A 17143-nucleotide genomic window follows, 5' to 3' on the forward strand; every position below is an offset into this window, starting at 1 on the left:
GCGAGCAGGACCGTCGAACCGAGTCCTAAGCGAGGTACTTGTCGGACGGAACGGAGGGCGTCTTCACCACCACGGTCACCGCGTCCGTCAGCGCCTCGAAGGCCGTCGCGTCGCCCGGCTCCACCGTGATGATGTCGCCGGCCTGCCAGACCTGATCGAACATCCGGACCGTGCCGGATACGATGACCGTCAGCTCGGTCGCGATCTTGTGGAAGTGCCTGTCCTCGCGGGCTCCCGCCACGTAGCGCTTCACGCCGACTTCGGCGTCCGAATTGCGCGCCGCGCAGGGGCTGAAGTCGCCGAGGAACCAGCCGCCTTTCATGTCGTCGAGACGGTGATGCTTCATGTCGGGGATCCGCCTTCGGTCAGGTGTTCGTAGTTGCTGAGCTGCCGCGGGGACTTGATCGGCCTGTAGGCATCCTTCGAGAGTCCGATCGTCCGGATGACCTTCTGCCGGAGGATGAGCTCGTTCAGCGCCGGGGCCACGTAGAACAGGCCGTTCACGTGGGCATCCTTCAGCACCATCGTCTGCAGGGCGTCGAAGAAGTCGCCCGCCCGGCGCAGCCAGTAGAAGCCGGCATTGGCCTGCCGACTGATCGGCCGCTTCTCCGCGACCTCGATCACATGCCCGTCGGCATCGGTGCGCACGAAGGAGTAGCGCGGGTGCAGGGAGTCGAAGGTGAGCACCCCGCCGTCGGCGGCGCTCGCGCGAAACCGATCGACGATCTCGGCGAAGTCGACGCTGATCTGGTCGGTCGCGTTCAGGATGATCAGTTCCTCGTCGGCCTGGATCTGATCGACCGCCAGCAGGGCGGTGCAGGCCGCCCCCGCGGTCGGACGCTTGATCTCGACGGTGTCGGCCTTCGGCGAGATCAGGCGGACGATGTCCCGGACATGGTGCCGCGCGTTGTCGATGGCGCGAACGCAGACGATGTAGCGGTTGGGATCCAGCGGCGCGAGCGCCAGGATCTGCCGCTCCAGCATGAGCTGGCCGTCGACCTCGGAGAGCCAGACCGGATAGGGGTCGTCGTCGGTCTGCGCGCTGGCGCCGGCGGCAAGGATCAGGATGTTCATGGCGCCGCCGCCTCGATCTCGGAAATCCGCCGGTCCACGTTCGCGAGCGTCACGTCGGCCGGCGTCTGGACGATGAGCAGGTGGGCCCCCGATTGCCGGGCCGCCTTGATGCCGTGCTCGTTGTCCTCGAGGATCAGGGTCTCCTCCGGTGCCACGCCGAGGCGCTCCATGGCGGTCTGGTAGATCTCGGGATCGGGCTTCGCGTGGGTCACGTCCTCATTCGACAGCATCAGATCCAGGTGCGGCGTGAGGTTGGCGCGCTCCATCATCATTGTGACGGAGTCCCGGACGGAGTTGGACGCCACCGCGAGCTTCGCCCCCCGCGCCTTCAGCCGGGCCAGCGCGAACTCATGGGCGAAGGTTGGCCGGCAGCGCGTGCTGACGATCTCGAGAGTGTAGGATTGCTTCAGCCTGTTGAGAAAGCCGTGCAGGCCCCGCGGCAGGTTCTCGGTGGCGGTGAGCAGTTCGAGCTTGCGCCGAGTCGGCAACCCGTCGAAGGTCGTGAGGTGATCGGTCCGGCTGATCTCCATCCCGAACAGGCCGAGGGCGCGGTTCAGCGCCTCGAAGTGCCATTCCTTGGCATCGATCAGGACGCCGTCCATGTCGAAGATGACGGCCCGGATCATCGGCTGAGCATCTGGCTGGCGCGATCGGGGTGGTCCGTGCAGAGCGTGATGTCGCCGGGCAGATTCATCAGCCAGTTCCAGACGGGCTGCGGGTCGCGCCCGTGCAGTTCCGGTGAGACCACGCAGACTGTCTTGCCGGCGGCGAGGTGCGCCTCAATCACGGATGGCCCGAACCAGTCGCCGTCGAAGGCGTCGAGCCACACCCCGAGCGCCGCATCGTACAGGATCGGATCGGGCTCGACGTCGCTGTGCCGCGTGTAGAACGGCAGGCCGGCGCGGGCGTACCGGACCATCTCCGGGCCGGACATGTCGAAGGCGAACCAGGCGATCCCACGGCCCTCGAAGGACCGCGCGAGGGCCGGCCCGAGCCCGTCGGCCTTCACGTTGACGGCGAGCGGCAGGCCGGCCCCGGCGAACAGATCGAGCACCGCGTCCCAGGGCAGGGCATCGCCTTCCGGCGGATCATGCGAGACGACCAGCCGGCCCGCCCAGTCGCGCACGTCGGTCTCGGTCCCGAAGCCGGCGGCGACCGAGCGCTGAAAAGCCAACGCGGAATTCTTCTCCTCGGGCTGATGCCACCAGCCGCGATGGCTGATGATCTTCATGGCCCGACAGCATTCCTTGAGATCGGAAGGCTCAAAAATAGATCCAGGTCAGCCGGCGTGCCGAGCCCGTACATCCCGTCGGCTTCGCGTCCGATATTCACGATCCCGATTCGTGCCCCCGCCTCGATCAGCTCCTCGTAGACGGGCGCGACGTAGAACTCGCCGTTGACGCGTTTGCCGGCCGCGATCATCCGCTTCGCGGCGCGGACAAAATCGAGTCCCGAGCGAAAATTATAGATCCCGACGGTCGCTTCGTCCGAGATGGGTTCCTTCTCGACGACGCGGGTCACGCGCCCATCATCGTTCAAGCCGACGAACGACCATTTTGGATTGGTTGCCGTCATCGTCATGATCAGGCCATCCAGACTCTGCCTATCGGCGTGATCTAGATAACGATCGATCGAGTAATCGATGTATTGATCACTGTTGGCGATCATCAGAGGGGCGTCAGAGATAAGATGCTCGGCCAGCAACACCGTACAAGCGGCACCTTCAGTGACGGTGTCGATCTGTACCACAGCACAGCCGGGAGCCCAGGCTGACAGCTCGCGATCAAGGTCGTAAGCAGCCACATGCTCGCGTTGACAAATAAAGATGAAACGATGCGGACGGGTGGGCCGCAGATTATCGACGACGACCTTGATCATCGGGACGTCGTGTAGCGGGATCAGAGGCTTAGGCTGCGCATACCCGACGGACGCGAACCGGCTGCCGCGCCCAGCCATCGGGACCACGATATTCAGCATGAGACTGTCGACGCTTTCGCTCAATGGGTATCCGCCGTGCGTCGGGGCGCCATAAGCGATCTGATCTTCGCGCACAAGCTGAGCGCGCTTCAACTAAGTCGGCGAGCGCCGTATCGAGAAGCATCACCGCCAGCGAACCGCCGCGATGGGCGGCCGTCGATGACTGGGGCCTCTCTGCAAATGCTTCACAGGCTGCTGGATCGACCCCATGTGGCCGGGATGCGACGCTTTGAACTGACTGACGCGCAGTGAGGTGGATCGCCCCGCTGCTGCCTCCGAAGAGGTCGCGCACGGGTCGGCCTGCGGAGGATCACCGCCAAGTGCTCAACGGCATGCTCTGAATCCTGCGCACCAGCGCACTATGGGAGGATCTGCCGGCGCGCCATGGTGCTGTGGGAACGGTGTCGAGCCGGTTCTACCGATGGAGCAAGGCCGGCGTGTTTGACCGGGTGTTGCGGCGCCTGCAGGCGCAGGCTGATGCCCGCGGCCCCCTAGATTGGGAACTGCACTTTGTGCACGCCACGGTGGTGCGCGCCCACCAGCACGCCGCCGGGGCACGCCGGTCCGGCGCCATCGGGGAGTGTGGACGGTCGAGGGCGTCGGCGAAGCGCTCGGGCGCAGCCAGGGCGGGTCCTCATCCTGAGCCTGTCGAAGGATCGACCAAGCTTCATCTGCGCGCTGAGGGTGGCGGCAAGCCGATCGCGGCCGTGCTGACGGTCGGCGAACGGCACGAGCAGGTCGCGCTGGACGCTCTTATGGACAAGGGCGCGGTGCCGCGGCAAGGGCGAGGCCGCGCGCGCCTGCGGCCTCGTAGGACGGCAGGGGACCGGGCTACTCCAGTCCGCCGGCGAGTCGTCGCCTCAGGCAGCGCCGGATTGAGCCAGCCGTCCCGACCCGCAAGGACCAGCCGCGTCAGCCCGACTTCGACAAGGCCACGTATCGCGAGTGCAATCGGGTCGAGCAGCTGATCAACCGGCTTAAGCAGTATCGCCGCATCGTCACCCGCAACGAGAAGCGAGCCTCCAACTACCTTGCTATGGTCACGCTCGGCACGAGCATGCTCTGGCACAAATGGCGTTGCAGACACGCCCTAGATGGACCCGGGTGGGCCGGGTCGTACGGCCAGCCCTGCCCGACGGGACCGGACCCGACGCGTCGCTCCGACCGCACAGCGACCGCGCGATCAAAGGGCTTCGACGTTCGGGCCGGCGGTCGCCGGGGAAACTATTAGGCAGATTGAACCTCCTGTGTCAGAAGCCCCCCGGTTTGAGCGGTGGCCCGAATATCGGTTGCATGAGGCTGCAGGCATATCGTTCGGCGCCGGTGGCGACCGCCACGCAGGCGTGGGGATCGCCGATGTTCCCGTATCTGGGACGCACGTTGAGCGATGGGCGCGCAGGGCTCCCTTCGGGGCCTCCGGCGCGACCGGGTCCTGCGGGGCTTTGCAGGTCGCCGGCGCACATATCCGCACAGCATGAACGCGCATCCTGCGGTTGGGTCTACCCAGATGCGGACGCGGCCGGAGCACCTGTGCAGCCGTGGCTCGACTGTGCGGAGGCATCGCGCCTGCCGCGAGCGTGCACGGCTTGAGCGACGTCGGCCGGCTGGACATCCGCTCACGTGCGAGGGCATCGGATCATATGCGCGAACGATTGGAAACCCGCATCGCTGTCGGCTGCGCCGCTGCCATCCTTACCGTTGCGCGAGCGCCCGGTTGGAAGATCGCCCGGAAATTACTGTCCACTCTTCTCTCAGTGCTTCCCGCGGGTCTGACGGCGAAGATCGCCACGGCGCTGAGCCGCGAACTGTCTCGTCAGTTCAAGGCGGGGCTGAGCGCGGCTGGACTGGAGAGGCTGGCCTTCGCCTACAGCCTCTTCCAGCAGGACGCCGAGATAGCGTCGCTCATCCTTCGCCTAAACCTCTACCCTGAGACCAGCAACGAGGTCGTCGAGTATGTACTGAGCCACGCGACACAGGCAGTCCGGTCACGACCGGACGTCAAGCTCATGGAGCTATTCTACCACGCCAAGACCGGATCGGCCTCGTTCACGCTCGCTCGGTTCAGGGAACTCAGTTTTTCGGCCATACGGCATGATCCCGTGCTGACCGATATATGGAGAATCTGTTCGGTCAAATGCATCGTAGAAATGCCAACTTATTATGCGACCTTTGATCTAGAAGCGTTCATCAATTACATCGGTATCGAATCGGATCCGAACGTTCTCTACTCCGTCCTGTACGCGCTCTCGAACCAGCACGCCCTGAGCGTTCCTCTATCGGAGGTAGCAGATGCCTTAACGCGTGTGCAATTCAGTGCGTCTGCAGAATGTTTTGCGATCACATATTTTTTCCTCATCTCATTCGGCTTTGACCGGCAAGCGGCGGAACTTGAGCGGGCTCAAGGCAGCATGCCGCGCGCGATGCAACACCCGATGTATCTGAAGGGCAGGATGGCGCCACAGAACGTCTCTGCTGACACATATCGTAACCAAGATTTCGAACCGGAAAAACTATCCGGGGATCACCTGAATTGGATCTGGCGGGATGCCCAACTTCAGAATCTGGAAATTGAGAGCAGATTTAGAAGGCGACTAGTTCAAGAGGTTGCGCCTATCAATCTGAACCGGCGCCGAAGGCACCTTTTCGTCGCCTTTTTCGGCCAGATGCGTTTCGCCGATAAGACCTTGTCCGCCATCCGCGATTGGATCCTGCAGGATTTCACGACCCATTGCGGCGATCTAAAGATCACCTTCGGCCTGTCGACTTGGCAGAGGACCGGCGCGAAGACTTTCCTCCTGACCGATCATATCGATGTGATCGCTGGCTTCCTGCCAGCGGAGGTGTTGAGGGCCTTGAAGGATTTTGGCTGTTGCACGATTGAGGATGCCGCGTCTCTATGTCCCCGTTCGGTGAGACAAATCATCGGCGGTAACAATGTGCGGACGGAGATCGATCTCTCATCTCTGCAAGCGATGCTGTCAAGCAAGCTTTACTCGATTGTAGCCACCGATGAAGAATTCATGGCAGCGTTAGGAAATGATATCTCGAATTCATGCGAGGCGGACCCACATCTTCTAAATCAAGGAAGGATGATTACAAGAATTGGTGCGGTCGGAGACATGCTGAACCAGGTCGATCGCGAGCAGGGCGAGGCTACGCACGTCTTATTCATAAGACCTGACCTGTGCGACCTGCAGGGCTCCCTCGCTTCAGTCTATCAGCAATTGAGCGATCAAACAAACTGGGCGGCCGTCGATGAGGACTTCTACGCACAAGTCGTCGAGGGCGTAGGGGACCGCTACATTCTCTGCGACAGGCGAGCGGCAGAAGTCGTGGTAGGGATTCTCGACAAAACTCGATCTATTTTCGATGGCAGTCTCGCCGGGCATGATTTATATAAGCGCAGGTTATATCCGCATCGCATGCTACGCACTGTTCTCTTCGAGGGCGGAGTCAAGACCTTCACCGTTTCCCGGTGGGTGGTGGGCTGGAACATCTTTCGCGGCAGCCTGAACGCGGAGACCATCCGCCCGAGTCTCATCGCTGATGCGCAAGAACTCGGCGACCCACGGCTAAAGGACAAAATCTTGGCGGCTATCACGCCCGCCGCCGTGATGTGAGCCGCCTAAGATTGCCCGGCAAAGCCCGCCGTCATCATCGACGCGAAAGTGCCCGCACTCAGGCGGAAGAAAGCACCAGTTTGGCGCAGATCAGCCGTCGTGACGCTCGGGAGCGATCTCTGTAACCAAGATCCGATCCGGCCCCGGACTCATGCCCGCCACAGCTTCCTCAAGCCCCTCGTCCGGCCGCAGTCGATGCACCGGGGGAGCACAGCCTCTTCGCCTTCTGATGCCTTGAGGATCTCGATCAGCTTGTTGAAGTTCGACATCGCTCGTTCCATCTGGCTACGCGGGCGCAACCCCAGACGGCGATTAGGCCGCACACGATTACGGATCTGGTTTCCCTGCGATCCTCCGTCGGATCGGCACCCATCGATATTCGCCGCCGACGGAGCGCCAAATACAACGAGTGGGACGCGCTGGGTTCACAAAGACGGTCGGACGCGTCCGGGTTCGCCGAGAGCCCCAGCCGTGCGCCTGATCAGCGGCTGCGGGCGAAGCGGGTACGATTACCCATGCCACATATCCGTTAGCCGATGGTCGGATACAGGCTCACCTTTCGCTTAGGTCGCGTGCGATTCGGGTACGGGTTGGTCGCATCACTCAGTGCGGGCTTCGGGGCCGAACTGGCGTTTAGGTTATCTCCGCGCGTCATCGGTATTCGTCGTCAAATGCAAGCTTCTCGACCGGATAGTCGATCATCAGCTGCCGACGTGCAGGGGAATTATCCCATTCGCCAACTTTCGTGTAGTCGCCCGCAACATCAAGGACCTCGGTAATCTTCCCGATGGTGGGGATGCCTCGGAAATGCTGGGGCCAGCCTGAGGCGAAGAAGAACACTTGTTCGACATGGTCGGATAGGTGGCAGACGCCGGGCCCGAAGGTTCCGAGGCCGAAGACTAAGTAGCGGCCGTTCACCAGCGCAGCGACGTCATCCGCCAGCGTCCCACTCTGCGTCGTCAGAGGGATGCCGAGTTCCAATATATGAGCTTCCAGCTCTGCGATAACGGGATTGAGACGATTTTCGAAGACCATCTTGATGGAGGAGATCCGTTTTTCATCTAAAAGGCGCCGTATAACCATCTTGTAGAAGGCCAGCGGCGGCTGCGGGTAATGCGGCGCTACCCATGTGCTGAAGATATCACCCGATCGGATGTGGATGAGGAGTTGATCGCCGGGCTTTTCGGTGAACTGTGAGGGAAGTCGGTTGAACAGTGGCCGGATGTAGTTGGTCAGAATATGACGAGACTCAGCTTGTTCAAGTTCGCCGGCCAGTTTCTGAATCTTAACGTCAAAGAACATGCCCGACAAAAAATATCCATCGGTGGGAAGCGGATCCCGTGCTGGTATGAAGGTGATACCTCCGATCTCGCGTGGTTCGGTTATGTCGAGCACTTCGCTCCTATCCATTATCGAAAATTTGATATACTTCAGCTTGTGCGCTCTACAAATTCCGATCGCAAGCAGGCATTGGATAATGAAATTTCCGAAGGCACCGTTCTCATAAAGATCGATCCCCACGAGCGAAAGGCCGCTCTGCTCCGGATTGCTCCGAAGCCGATACGCTCGATAGACATCGAGACCCGGACCCTCGGTCACGATGTCAAAATCGACACGCAGGAGTTTGCGCATCACGATCAAATCGACGACGGCTCGCTCGCTCCAGATTCTAACCTTGCCTGGATCAAGGTTTAGGGCGCCGTCGGTGGGGAAACGGACGTGACGCGTCCAACTCGCCTCACCCGGAACCACCTCGATCGACAGCGCGGACGCGCTCTCGATGTGTTTGGTAACGTCCGGGTGTGACCACGTCTCGCCATCATCGGAGAAGGAGATCTGCCCGACGAAGCCGTCCGATTCGTCGATCTGAATGGAATGGATCGGAAAGCGGAGGCCGAGGTCGACCTGCAACCACGTATCGGTTGCGGGCCTTTCAGAGGGCAGATCAATCTGCTGTTGGACTGTCGACCAAGCGCCGCTATGGCCAAGCTCAACCCGATCCCGATAAGTGTTCTGTCCGCCAGCCATCCGTCGTGTTCCGTCTCTTTCCACCCCGGCGTCCCTCGTTCGCGAACCGCCAACGGTTCAGGCGCATCGACCCCGCGCTCCGTGGCGCGGCGCCACGAACCCGTCGGCGACGCGTGTCGATCCGCAATACCTGAACAGGACCGCTACCTCACGCACCCGCGCAGTCCCTACGGCAGCCTGATACCTCGGTCGAGAGGCCGCACTCGGATATTCCGGGCTTGATCGTGTTCGTTGCCACATGGACAAGCTGTACGGGTCGATGCGATATTCGCGAGCCAGCCACACCTGTGGTCGAGGGCGATGTTGCAAATGTTGCTTTCGCTTGCCCCTGCCGGATAAGACCGAACGAGCATGCCCATCAAGATCGTCGACCTCGGCCGTAACAACCAAATCGATACCTCGGATGACTTTCTCGAAACTCAGAATGGGACCATCTTTTTCGAACGCAGCAACAATCATGTAATTATTGGAAAACATTCCAATAGTGATGACATCTATCTTCACTGCGGGTCCGACGCGGCCGTCCATGTCGGCGACCATGTACGGTTGGCAAAGGCCCGGATGCACATCGTCGCGCCGACCAAATTGATCGTGGCCGAGTTCACGTCCTTCGTCGGGAACGCGCAGATCTCGGCGCATGAAGCGGCCGAGATCACCTTCGGCCACAACTGCCTGATCGCCGACGAGGTGACGGTCTCGGTCAGCGACATGCATTCCGTGATCGACCTGGAAACCGGCGCGCGCATCAACCCGGCGCGGCCGATCCTGATCGGTCATCGGGTCTGGATCGGTGCGCGGTCGACCGTGCTCAAGGGCACGACGATCGGCGACGGATCCTTCATCGGCGCGCATTCGCTGGTGCGCGGCACCATCCCGTCCAACGTGATGGCGGCCGGGGTGCCGGCGAAGGTGGTCCGCACCGGCGTCACGTGGCGGACCGACCTCATCTGATCGCGCCGCCGGCGGGGGCCTCAGCCGTCGAGCCCGAGCATCAGCCCGAGGTTCTGCACCGCCGCCCCCGAGGCGCCCTTGCCCAGGTTGTCCAGCCGCGCCACGAGCACCGCCTGCCCGTGCTCGGCCGCACCGAACACCCGCAATTCCAACCGGTCGGTGTCGTTGAGTCCCTCCGGCTCGATCGTCTCGCGATGCGCCCCGGTGGCGGCGCCCGCCACCACCTGCACCAGCGGCTGGCCGGCATACCAGTCGCGCAGGGCGGCCTCCAGGTCGGCGGCCGCGGGCCGGCCCGGCAGCGCGTCGAGGTGGAGCGGAACGCTCACCAGCATGCCCTGCCGGAAATTGCCCACCGACGGCACGAAGATCGGCCGGCGGGTCAGTCCGCTGAAGCGCTGCAACTCCGGCACGTGCTTGTGGGCGAAGCCGAGGCCGTAGAGCTGGAACGGGGGCGCCGTGCCCTGCTCGTAGGCCTCGATCATGCTCTTCCCGCCGCCGCTGTAGCCGCTCACCGCGTTGACGCTGATCGGGTGATCCGCCGGGATCAGCCCGCCCTCCACCAGGGGGCGCAGCAGCGCGATGCCGCCGGTCGGGTAGCAGCCGGGATTGGCCACCCGGCGGGCGCGGGCGATCGCGGCGCCCTGCGCCCGGGTCATCTCCGGAAAGCCGTAGGTCCAGCCGGAGGCGACCCGGTGGGCGGTGCTGGCGTCGAGGATCCGGGGGCCGCCGCCGGGCAGGCTGTCGGCGAGCGCCACCGTCTCCCTGGCGGCCTCGTCCGGCAGGCAGAGCACGACGAGGTCGACCTCGGCGAGCAGCGCGCGCTTGGCCTGCGGGTCCTTGCGGTGCTCGGGCGCGATGCTGCGCAGGGCGACCCGGCCGTCGCGCTCCAGGCGCTCGCGGATGCCGAGGCCGGTGGTGCCGGCCTCGCCGTCGATGAACACGGTGGGCCTCGTTCCGCCTTCGCCAGCCATCATCCGTCTCGCTCGTTACGCTCTGCCGCCCGGCGCGGGCTTCGCGGCCGGACGTCAGGTGCGCGCGGTGCGATACCCTGTCAACGGCCGGCCGGACCTTCGGAAACGCGAAAGGGCGGCCCCCGCAGGAACCGCCCCCTCCGTGACATCGGTGTGACCGAAACTCAGCGCTTCGAGAACTGGAAGCTGCGGCGGGCCTTCTTGCGGCCGTACTTCTTGCGCTCGACCACGCGGGCGTCGCGGGTGAGGAAGCCCTCGCGCTTGAGCGGCGCGCGCAGCTCCGGCTCGTAATAGGTCAGCGCCTTCGAGAGGCCGTGGCGCACCGCGCCGGCCTGGCCGGAGAGGCCGCCGCCCGCCACCGTGACGGTGATGTCGTACTGGTCGATGCGGTTGGCGATCTCCAGCGGCTGGCGCAGGATCATCCGCAGCACCGGCCGGGCGAAGTAGATCTCCACCGGGCGCTTGTTGATCGTCACCGTGCCGTTGCCGGGCTTGATCCAGACGCGGGCGACCGCGTCCTTGCGCTTGCCGGTGGCGTAGGCCCGGCCTTGCGCGTCCAGCTTCTGGACGTGGACGGGGGCCTCGTTGGCGGGGTCGACCGCGCCGGTATTCGCCCGGTTGAGGTCGGCGAGGGACTGCAGGGTCGCCATGATCAAGCGCTCACGTTCTTGCGGTTGAGGGCGCCGACGTCGAGCGCCTGCGGCTGCTGGGCCACGTGCGGGTGCTCGGCGCCCTTGTAGACGCGGAGGTTGCCGAGGATCTGGCGGAAGAGCGGGCCGCGCGGCAGCATGCGCTCCACGGCCTTCTCGACCACGCGCTCGGGGAAGCGGCCCTCGAGGATGAACTTGGCCGTGCGCTCCTTGATGCCGCCCGGATAGCCGGTGTGGTAATAGTAGCGCTTCTGGACGTACTTGCGGCCGGTGAACTTCACCTTGTCGGCGTTGACGACGATCACGTGGTCACCGCAATCGACGTGGGGCGTGTAGGCGGCCTTGTGCTTGCCGCGCAGGCGCATCGCCACGATCGACGCGAGGCGGCCGACGACGAGGCCCTCGGCGTCGATCACGATCCACTTCTTGTCGACCTCGGCGGGTTTCAGCGAGGTGGTCTTCATGGTGACTTCCCAGGGTTCCGACGCGGCCGGCCCCGACGGGTCGGGGCGCCGGCAGCAGCGGGGTGCCGAAAAACGAGCCGCCGCGTGCGGACACGCGGCGGCGACGGCCGGTGCATAGCGGGACCCGGCCGCCCGGTCAACAACGAAATGGAAGATGTCGGAAACGCAAGCCCGGTGAACGGGTTATCGGATGCGGTATCGGGATACCGCAATCACTGGCGCGGCCGGTCCCGCGCCGCGATGGTGAGCTTCTGGAACCCGCGCGCGGCCAGCACCGGCTTCCTCGCGGACAGGATGCGGGAATTCACCCCGGCCCAGCCGATCTCCCCCGAGAGGCGGCCATACTCGATCTTCGGGCAGCGGTTCATGATCACCGTGAGCCCCCGCGCCTCCGCCCGGGCGGCGGCCGCGTCGTCGCGCACGCCGAGCTGCATCCAGATCACCTTCGGCAGGGGCGAGAGGGCCAGGGCCTCGTCCACCAGCGCGCCGGCGGCCGCGGCGTTGCGGAAGATCTCGACCATGTCGATCGGCTGGTCGCCCAGGGACGCCTGCACCTCGGCGAGGGTCGCCGCGACCCGGCGCCCGAGCAGCTCCTGCCCGGCGAGCCCCGGATTGACCGGGCTCACCGCGTAGCCCCGGTCGAGGAGGTATTTCAGCACGATCCAGCTCGGCCGGGCGGGGTTGGCCGAGGCCCCCACCAGCGCGATCGTCCGTGTGTCGTTCAGGATCGCGCGGATCCGCGCGTCGGGGTAGCGGGCGTGTCGGTCCGCGCCCTCCCCCCGATCGCCGATGGGCGCGGCAGCCCCGGTATCGTCGCCCGTCTCGTCCATGGCGTGCCTCGTCCTCCGCTTGCCGGCCTGCGCTACAGCCGCCAGACCTCGAAGCCCAGCCCCTCGAAGGCCGCCCGGTCGTGGAGCGCCTTCACATCCACCACCAGGCCCCCGGGCTTCAGCCGGGCGGCGAGGTCCTGCGGCGACAGGGCGGCATAGTCCCGGTGGGGAACCGCGATCACCAGGGCGTCCGCATCCCCGGGCAGGTCGGCCCAGTCGACGAGGTCGAGGTTGTGCTCGGCCCGGGCCTCGGCCGTGCTGGCGCGGGGATCGTGGACCGAGACCGCGCAGCCGAACTCCGTCAGCTCGCGGACGAGGTCGGCGACCTTGGAGTTGCGCAGGTCCGCGCAATTCTCCTTGAAGGTCAGGCCGAGCACGATGACCGTCGCGCCCCGGGCGCTGCCGCCCTGCCGGACGATCCGCTTCACCGTCCCGCGGGCGACGTGGGCCGCCATGCTGTCGTTGATGCGCCGCCCCGCCAGGATCACCTGCGGGTGGTAGCCGATCATCGCGGCCTTGTGGGTGAGGTAGTAGGGGTCGACCCCGATGCAGTGGCCGCCGACGAGGCCCGGTCGGAACGGCAGGAAGTTCCACTTCGTCCCGGCCGCCGCCAGCACCTCCTGGGTGTCGAGGCCGAGCTTGTCGAAGATCACCGACAGCTCGTTCATGAGCGCGATGTTCAGGTCGCGCTGCGTGTTCTCGATGACCTTGGCGGCCTCCGCCACGCGGATCGACGCGGCGGTGTGGATGCCCGCCTCGATGATCGTCCCGTAGAGGGCCTGGAGCCGCTCCAGGGTCGCGGGCGTATCCCCCGAGACGATCTTCACCACCCTGGCGAGGCTGTGCTCCCGGTCGCCGGGATTGATCCGCTCCGGCGAGTAGCCGACGAAGAAGTCGGCCTTCCAGCGCAGGCCGGAATGCCGCTCCAGGACGGGGATGCAGACCTCCTCGGTGGCGCCGGGATAGACCGTGGACTCGAACACCACGGTGGCGCCGGGCCGCATGTGCCGCCCGACCAGCGCGGAGGCCTCGGTGAGCAGGCTGAAATCCGGGCTCTGGGCGGCATCGACCGGGGTCGGGACCGTGATGACGATCACGTCGGCCTCCGCCAGCCGGGTCGGGTCGTCGGTGATCGACAGGTGCCGGGCCGCCCGGAACGCCGCCGGTTCGATCTCGCCGGCCGGGTCGATCCCGTCCCGGTAGGCCGCGACCTTGGCGGGCGCGCGCTCGAAGCCGATCGTGCGCAGGCTCTGCCCGAACGCCAGGGCGAGCGGGAGCCCGACATAGCCCAGGCCGACGATGGCCACGCAGTCCGCCACGTGGGGTCCTGGTTCGGGGTGGGGTCCTGGTTCGGGGTTGGCTTCCATCGGTGATGCCGTGCCGGACGCGGGCCGCCCGAATCGGGTCATACGCGCTCTCGGCGGGTTCCGGTATGCTCGGGTGAGCCGGGAGGCCACGTGGCCCATCTGAGGGCGCGCCCTCCCGCCCCCGCAGAGGGGGCGGGAAACGCTTCGGGGGCCGGCCGCGGCCCTCGTCCGTCGATGGGGCTGAGCACCCTCAGCCCAGCGACATCCGCAGCGGCGGCTCCACCTCCGGCGGCAGCGGCGAGACGTAGCCGGCGGCCCCGACCCGGCGGGCGAGGTCCGCCCTGGCGGCTTCGCGCAGGCCCGCATCGGTGAGCGCCAGGGCGCCGGTGGCGGCCATCGCCTTGGCGACCTGCACCATCGCCTTGTGGGCCGCCGGGGTCTTGCCCTGCGCCACCACCTGCCAGGTGTGGAACGGCGTGCCCACCGCCACCGTCGGCGCGTGGGCCTGGACGGTGGGCACTACCCAGCTCACGTCGCCGACGTCGGTGGAGCCGACCGCCGGGTTGCGCGGCGCGTCGAGGGGCACGAGGAAGTCGGCGAGCGGCGCCTCGGTGCGCGGCATCCCGATGGCGCGGAACACGGCATCGATGTCGCCGTCGGTGAGGGTCGCCCGGATCCGCCCGGCGAAGTCCCGGTCGGCGGCGTCGAAATGCGGCGGCCCGAGTTCCTCCATCACCCCGTGGAGCGCCCGCTCCAGCGGATCGTTGCCCAGGAGGTTCGACACCGCGCTGACGATCCGCACCTCGACCGCGGTCTCGGTCATCAGGGCGGCGCCCTCGGCGATCTTCTTCACCCGCTCGACCAGCGCCAGCATCCCCGGGAGGTCCCGGGCCCGGATCGAGTAGCGCACCGCCGCCCGCGCCTGGACGACGTTCGGGGCGATGCCGCCGGCGTCGAGATAGGCGTAATGCACCCGCGCGTCCGAGGGCATGTGCTCGCGCATGTAGTTCACGCCGACGCTCATCAGCTCGACGGCGTCCAGCGCCGAGCGCCCGAGATGGGGGGATGCCGCCGCGTGGGCGGTGCGCCCGGTGAAGACGAAATCCGCCCGCGTGTTGGCGAGCGCCACCGGCGGCGCCACCTCCCAGAAGCTGCCGGGGTGCCAGGAGATCGCGATGTCGGCATCCGCGAAGGCGCCGGCCCGGACCATGAAGGCCTTGGCGGCTCCGCCCTCCTCGGCCGGGCAGCCGTAGTAGCGCACCCGGCCGGGCGTGCCGGTCTCGGCGAGCCAGTCCTTGACGGCGGTGGCGGCGAGCAGGGCGGCCGAGCCCAGCAGGTTGTGGCCGCAGCCGTGGCCGTGGCCCCCCGCCTCGACCGGCCGGTGCTCGGCGACCCCCGCCTCCTGCGACAGGCCGGGCAGCGCGTCGTACTCGCCCAGGAACGCGATCACCGGGCCGCCCTCCCCGGCCTCGCCGATCACGGCGGTGGGGATGCCGGCGACCCGCTCGGTGACCCGGAAGCCCTGATGGCGCAGCTCGGCGACGTGCTCGGCGCAGGAGCGTTCCTCCGTGTAGCAGACCTCCGGCATGCCCCAGACGCGCTCGGACAGGGCGATCAGCCGCTCCCTGTGCGCGTCGACGTGGCGCCACACGGCGTTGCGGTTGTCCATGGGCGGGGTCTCCGAGAAGGCGTGCCGGCCGTCCTGTTGCAGGGCCGGGGCCAGGAAACCACAGGGATCACGCCGGCGGCGACACGTTTCGGTTGAACCGTCACTGGCCCGCCCCTTGCCAAGGCCGCTCCCGCAATGATGCTGTGCCGCTCGCGGCAGTCAACGGGAATGCGTACATGGACGAGCGGGATCTGCGCGGCCTCATCGGGCGGGTGAAGGACGGCCGCCTGTCGCGGCGCGCCTTCGTGCAGCGGATGGTGGCCCTGGGCCTCACCGCGCCCATGGCCGGGCTGATGCTGGCCGGGAACGGCATGGCCATGGCGGCCGACATCCGGGCCGGCTACACGCCGACCAAGGCCGGCGGCGGCGGCGCGCTCAAGCTCCTCTGGTGGCAGGCGCCGACCCTGATCAACCCGCATTTCGCGGTCGGCACCAAGGACCAGGACGCCTCGCGGATCTTCTACGAGCCGCTCGCCGCCTGGGACCCGGACGGCAACCTGACGCCCGTGCTCGCCGCCGCGATCCCGTCCCGGGAGAACGGCGGGCTCGCCGCGGACGGCCGCTCGGTGGTCTGGACCCTCAAGCCCGGGGTAAAGTGGCACGACGGCAAGCCCCTCACCGCCGACGACCTCGTCTTCACCTGGGACTACGCCCGAGACCCCGCCACCGCGGCGGTGACGATCGGCTCCTACAAGGATTGCAAGGTCGAGAAGATCGACGATCTGAGCGTCCGGGTCCTGTTCGACAAGCCGACGCCCTACTGGTGCGACGCCTTCGTGGGCATCGTCGGGATGGTGCTGCCGAAGCACCTGTTCGGCCCCTATAGCGGCGCGAAATCCCGCGATGCGCCCCAGAACCTCGCCCCCGTGGGCACCGGCCCGTACCGGTTCGTAGAGTTCCGCCCCGGCGACATCGTCCGCGGGGAGCGCAACCCGGACTACCACCTGCCGAACCGGCCCTACTTCGACACCGTCGAGATGAAGGGCGGCGGCGACGCGGTCTCGGCCGCCCGCGCCGTGCTCCAGACCGGCGAGTACGACTACGCCTGGAACATGCTGATCGAGGACGAGGTGCTCAAGCGCCTGGAGACCGGCGGCAAGGGCCGGGTCGACGTGGTCTACGGCGGCAAGCTGGAATTCCTGCTCCTCAACGCCACCGACCCGAACGTCGAGGTCGACGGCGAGCGCGCCTCGATCACCACCAAGCACCCCGCCTTCTCCGACCCGAAGGTCTGCCAGGCGATGAACCTGCTGGTCGACCGCAAGGCGATCGAGACCTACATCTACGGCCGCACCGGCAGGGCCACCGCCAACACGGTCAACGGCCCGGAGCGCTTCGTCTCGAAGACCACGACATTCGCCTTCGACCCGGCCAAGGCCAACGCGCTCCTCGACGAGGCCGGCTGGACAAAGGGCTCGGACGGGATCCGGGCGAAGGACGGCAAGAAGCTCAAGCTCGTCTTCCAGACCTCGATCAACGCCCCGCGCCAGAAGACCCAGGCGATCATCAAGCAGGCGGCCGCCAAGGCCGGCATCGAGATCGAGCTGAAATCGGTCACCGGCTCGGTGTTCTTCTCTTCCGACCCGGCCAACCCCGACACCT

At 66.2% G+C, this 17143-nt stretch carries 15 protein-coding genes and 1 pseudogene; 4 read left to right on the forward strand and 12 right to left on the reverse strand.

What is annotated here, in order from left to right; translation table 11 throughout:
* Positions 1–25: 25 nt before the first annotated feature.
* From MKL01_RS04515 to MKL01_RS04535, 5 genes are read right to left on the reverse strand one after another with little or no spacing between them, the layout of a single operon-like run.
* Entirely contained in the window at positions 26–346 is a 321-nt protein-coding gene (locus tag MKL01_RS04515; RefSeq protein ID WP_243904034.1) for a cupin domain-containing protein, read from the reverse strand.
* Positions 343–1074 (reverse strand): glycosyltransferase family 2 protein, encoded by a 732-nt coding sequence (locus MKL01_RS04520; protein ID WP_243904035.1) that lies wholly within the window; start codon positions 1072–1074, stop codon positions 343–345. Before MKL01_RS04520 ends, MKL01_RS04515 begins: the two co-directional genes overlap by 4 nt.
* Positions 1071–1700, reverse strand: a complete 630-nt coding sequence (locus tag MKL01_RS04525; RefSeq protein ID WP_243904036.1) for an HAD family hydrolase — start codon at positions 1698–1700, stop codon at positions 1071–1073. The genes MKL01_RS04520 and MKL01_RS04525 overlap by 4 nt, the downstream gene beginning before the upstream one ends.
* On the reverse strand, positions 1697–2305 hold the full coding sequence (locus MKL01_RS04530) for a hypothetical protein (RefSeq protein WP_243904037.1): 609 nt from the start codon (positions 2303–2305) through the stop codon (positions 1697–1699). Before MKL01_RS04530 ends, MKL01_RS04525 begins: the two co-directional genes overlap by 4 nt.
* Positions 2302–3051 carry a glycosyltransferase family 2 protein gene (locus tag MKL01_RS04535; RefSeq protein ID WP_243904038.1) on the reverse strand — a complete coding sequence of 250 codons (750 nt, stop codon included), beginning with the start codon at positions 3049–3051 and terminating at the stop codon, positions 2302–2304. The genes MKL01_RS04530 and MKL01_RS04535 overlap by 4 nt, the downstream gene beginning before the upstream one ends.
* Before the next feature lie 219 nt (positions 3052–3270).
* Between MKL01_RS04535 and MKL01_RS04540 the strand changes: the two are divergent.
* Positions 3271–4117 (forward strand): annotated as a pseudogene (locus tag MKL01_RS04540) (IS5 family transposase); the annotation flags it as partial.
* A 520-nt stretch (positions 4118–4637) separates the two neighbouring features.
* Positions 4638–6671, forward strand: a complete 2034-nt coding sequence (locus MKL01_RS04545) for a hypothetical protein (RefSeq protein WP_243904039.1) — start codon at positions 4638–4640, stop codon at positions 6669–6671.
* A gap of 651 nt (positions 6672–7322) precedes the next feature.
* On the opposite strand, the gene MKL01_RS04550 is transcribed toward MKL01_RS04545, so the two are convergent.
* Positions 7323–8699, reverse strand: coding sequence for a discoidin domain-containing protein (locus tag MKL01_RS04550; RefSeq protein WP_243904040.1), 1377 nt, complete (start codon positions 8697–8699; stop codon positions 7323–7325).
* Positions 8700–9050: 351 nt separating this feature from the next.
* Here MKL01_RS04550 and MKL01_RS04555 point away from each other — a divergent pair, with 351 nt between their 5' ends.
* The gene (locus tag MKL01_RS04555) at positions 9051–9650 is read left to right on the forward strand and encodes an acyltransferase (protein ID WP_243904041.1); all 600 of its coding nucleotides are present in this window, start codon (positions 9051–9053) and stop codon (positions 9648–9650) included.
* 20 nt (positions 9651–9670) lie between these two features.
* Here MKL01_RS04555 and argC read toward each other — a convergent pair whose 3' ends face one another.
* From argC to MKL01_RS04585, 6 genes are all read right to left on the reverse strand, one after another.
* Positions 9671–10621, reverse strand: coding sequence for an N-acetyl-gamma-glutamyl-phosphate reductase (argC, locus tag MKL01_RS04560; protein WP_243904046.1), 951 nt, complete (start codon positions 10619–10621; stop codon positions 9671–9673).
* A 164-nt stretch (positions 10622–10785) separates the two neighbouring features.
* The gene (rpsI, locus tag MKL01_RS04565; protein ID WP_243904042.1) at positions 10786–11271 is read right to left on the reverse strand and encodes a 30S ribosomal protein S9; all 486 of its coding nucleotides are present in this window, start codon (positions 11269–11271) and stop codon (positions 10786–10788) included.
* A gap of 2 nt (positions 11272–11273) precedes the next feature.
* Entirely contained in the window at positions 11274–11735 is a 462-nt protein-coding gene (gene rplM / locus MKL01_RS04570; protein ID WP_007565855.1) for a 50S ribosomal protein L13, read from the reverse strand.
* A 212-nt stretch (positions 11736–11947) separates the two neighbouring features.
* Complete coding sequence (locus MKL01_RS04575) at positions 11948–12565, reverse strand: CoA-binding protein (RefSeq protein WP_243904043.1); 618 nt, start codon at positions 12563–12565, stop codon at positions 11948–11950.
* A 32-nt stretch (positions 12566–12597) separates the two neighbouring features.
* Entirely contained in the window at positions 12598–13932 is a 1335-nt protein-coding gene (locus tag MKL01_RS04580) for a nucleotide sugar dehydrogenase (RefSeq protein ID WP_243904047.1), read from the reverse strand.
* A 190-nt stretch (positions 13933–14122) separates the two neighbouring features.
* Positions 14123–15541 (reverse strand): M20 family metallopeptidase, encoded by a 1419-nt coding sequence (locus MKL01_RS04585; RefSeq protein WP_243904044.1) that lies wholly within the window; start codon positions 15539–15541, stop codon positions 14123–14125.
* 176 nt (positions 15542–15717) lie between these two features.
* Between MKL01_RS04585 and MKL01_RS04590 the strand changes: the two genes are divergently transcribed.
* Positions 15718–17143, forward strand: a 1426-nt coding sequence (locus MKL01_RS04590; protein WP_243904045.1) for a peptide ABC transporter substrate-binding protein, incomplete at its 3' end; no start/stop codon positions are given.

Origin of the sequence: Methylobacterium sp. J-070 (assembly GCF_022829385.1) — a bacterium.
In the GTDB taxonomy this organism is placed as follows: Bacteria; Pseudomonadota; Alphaproteobacteria; order Rhizobiales; family Beijerinckiaceae; genus Methylobacterium.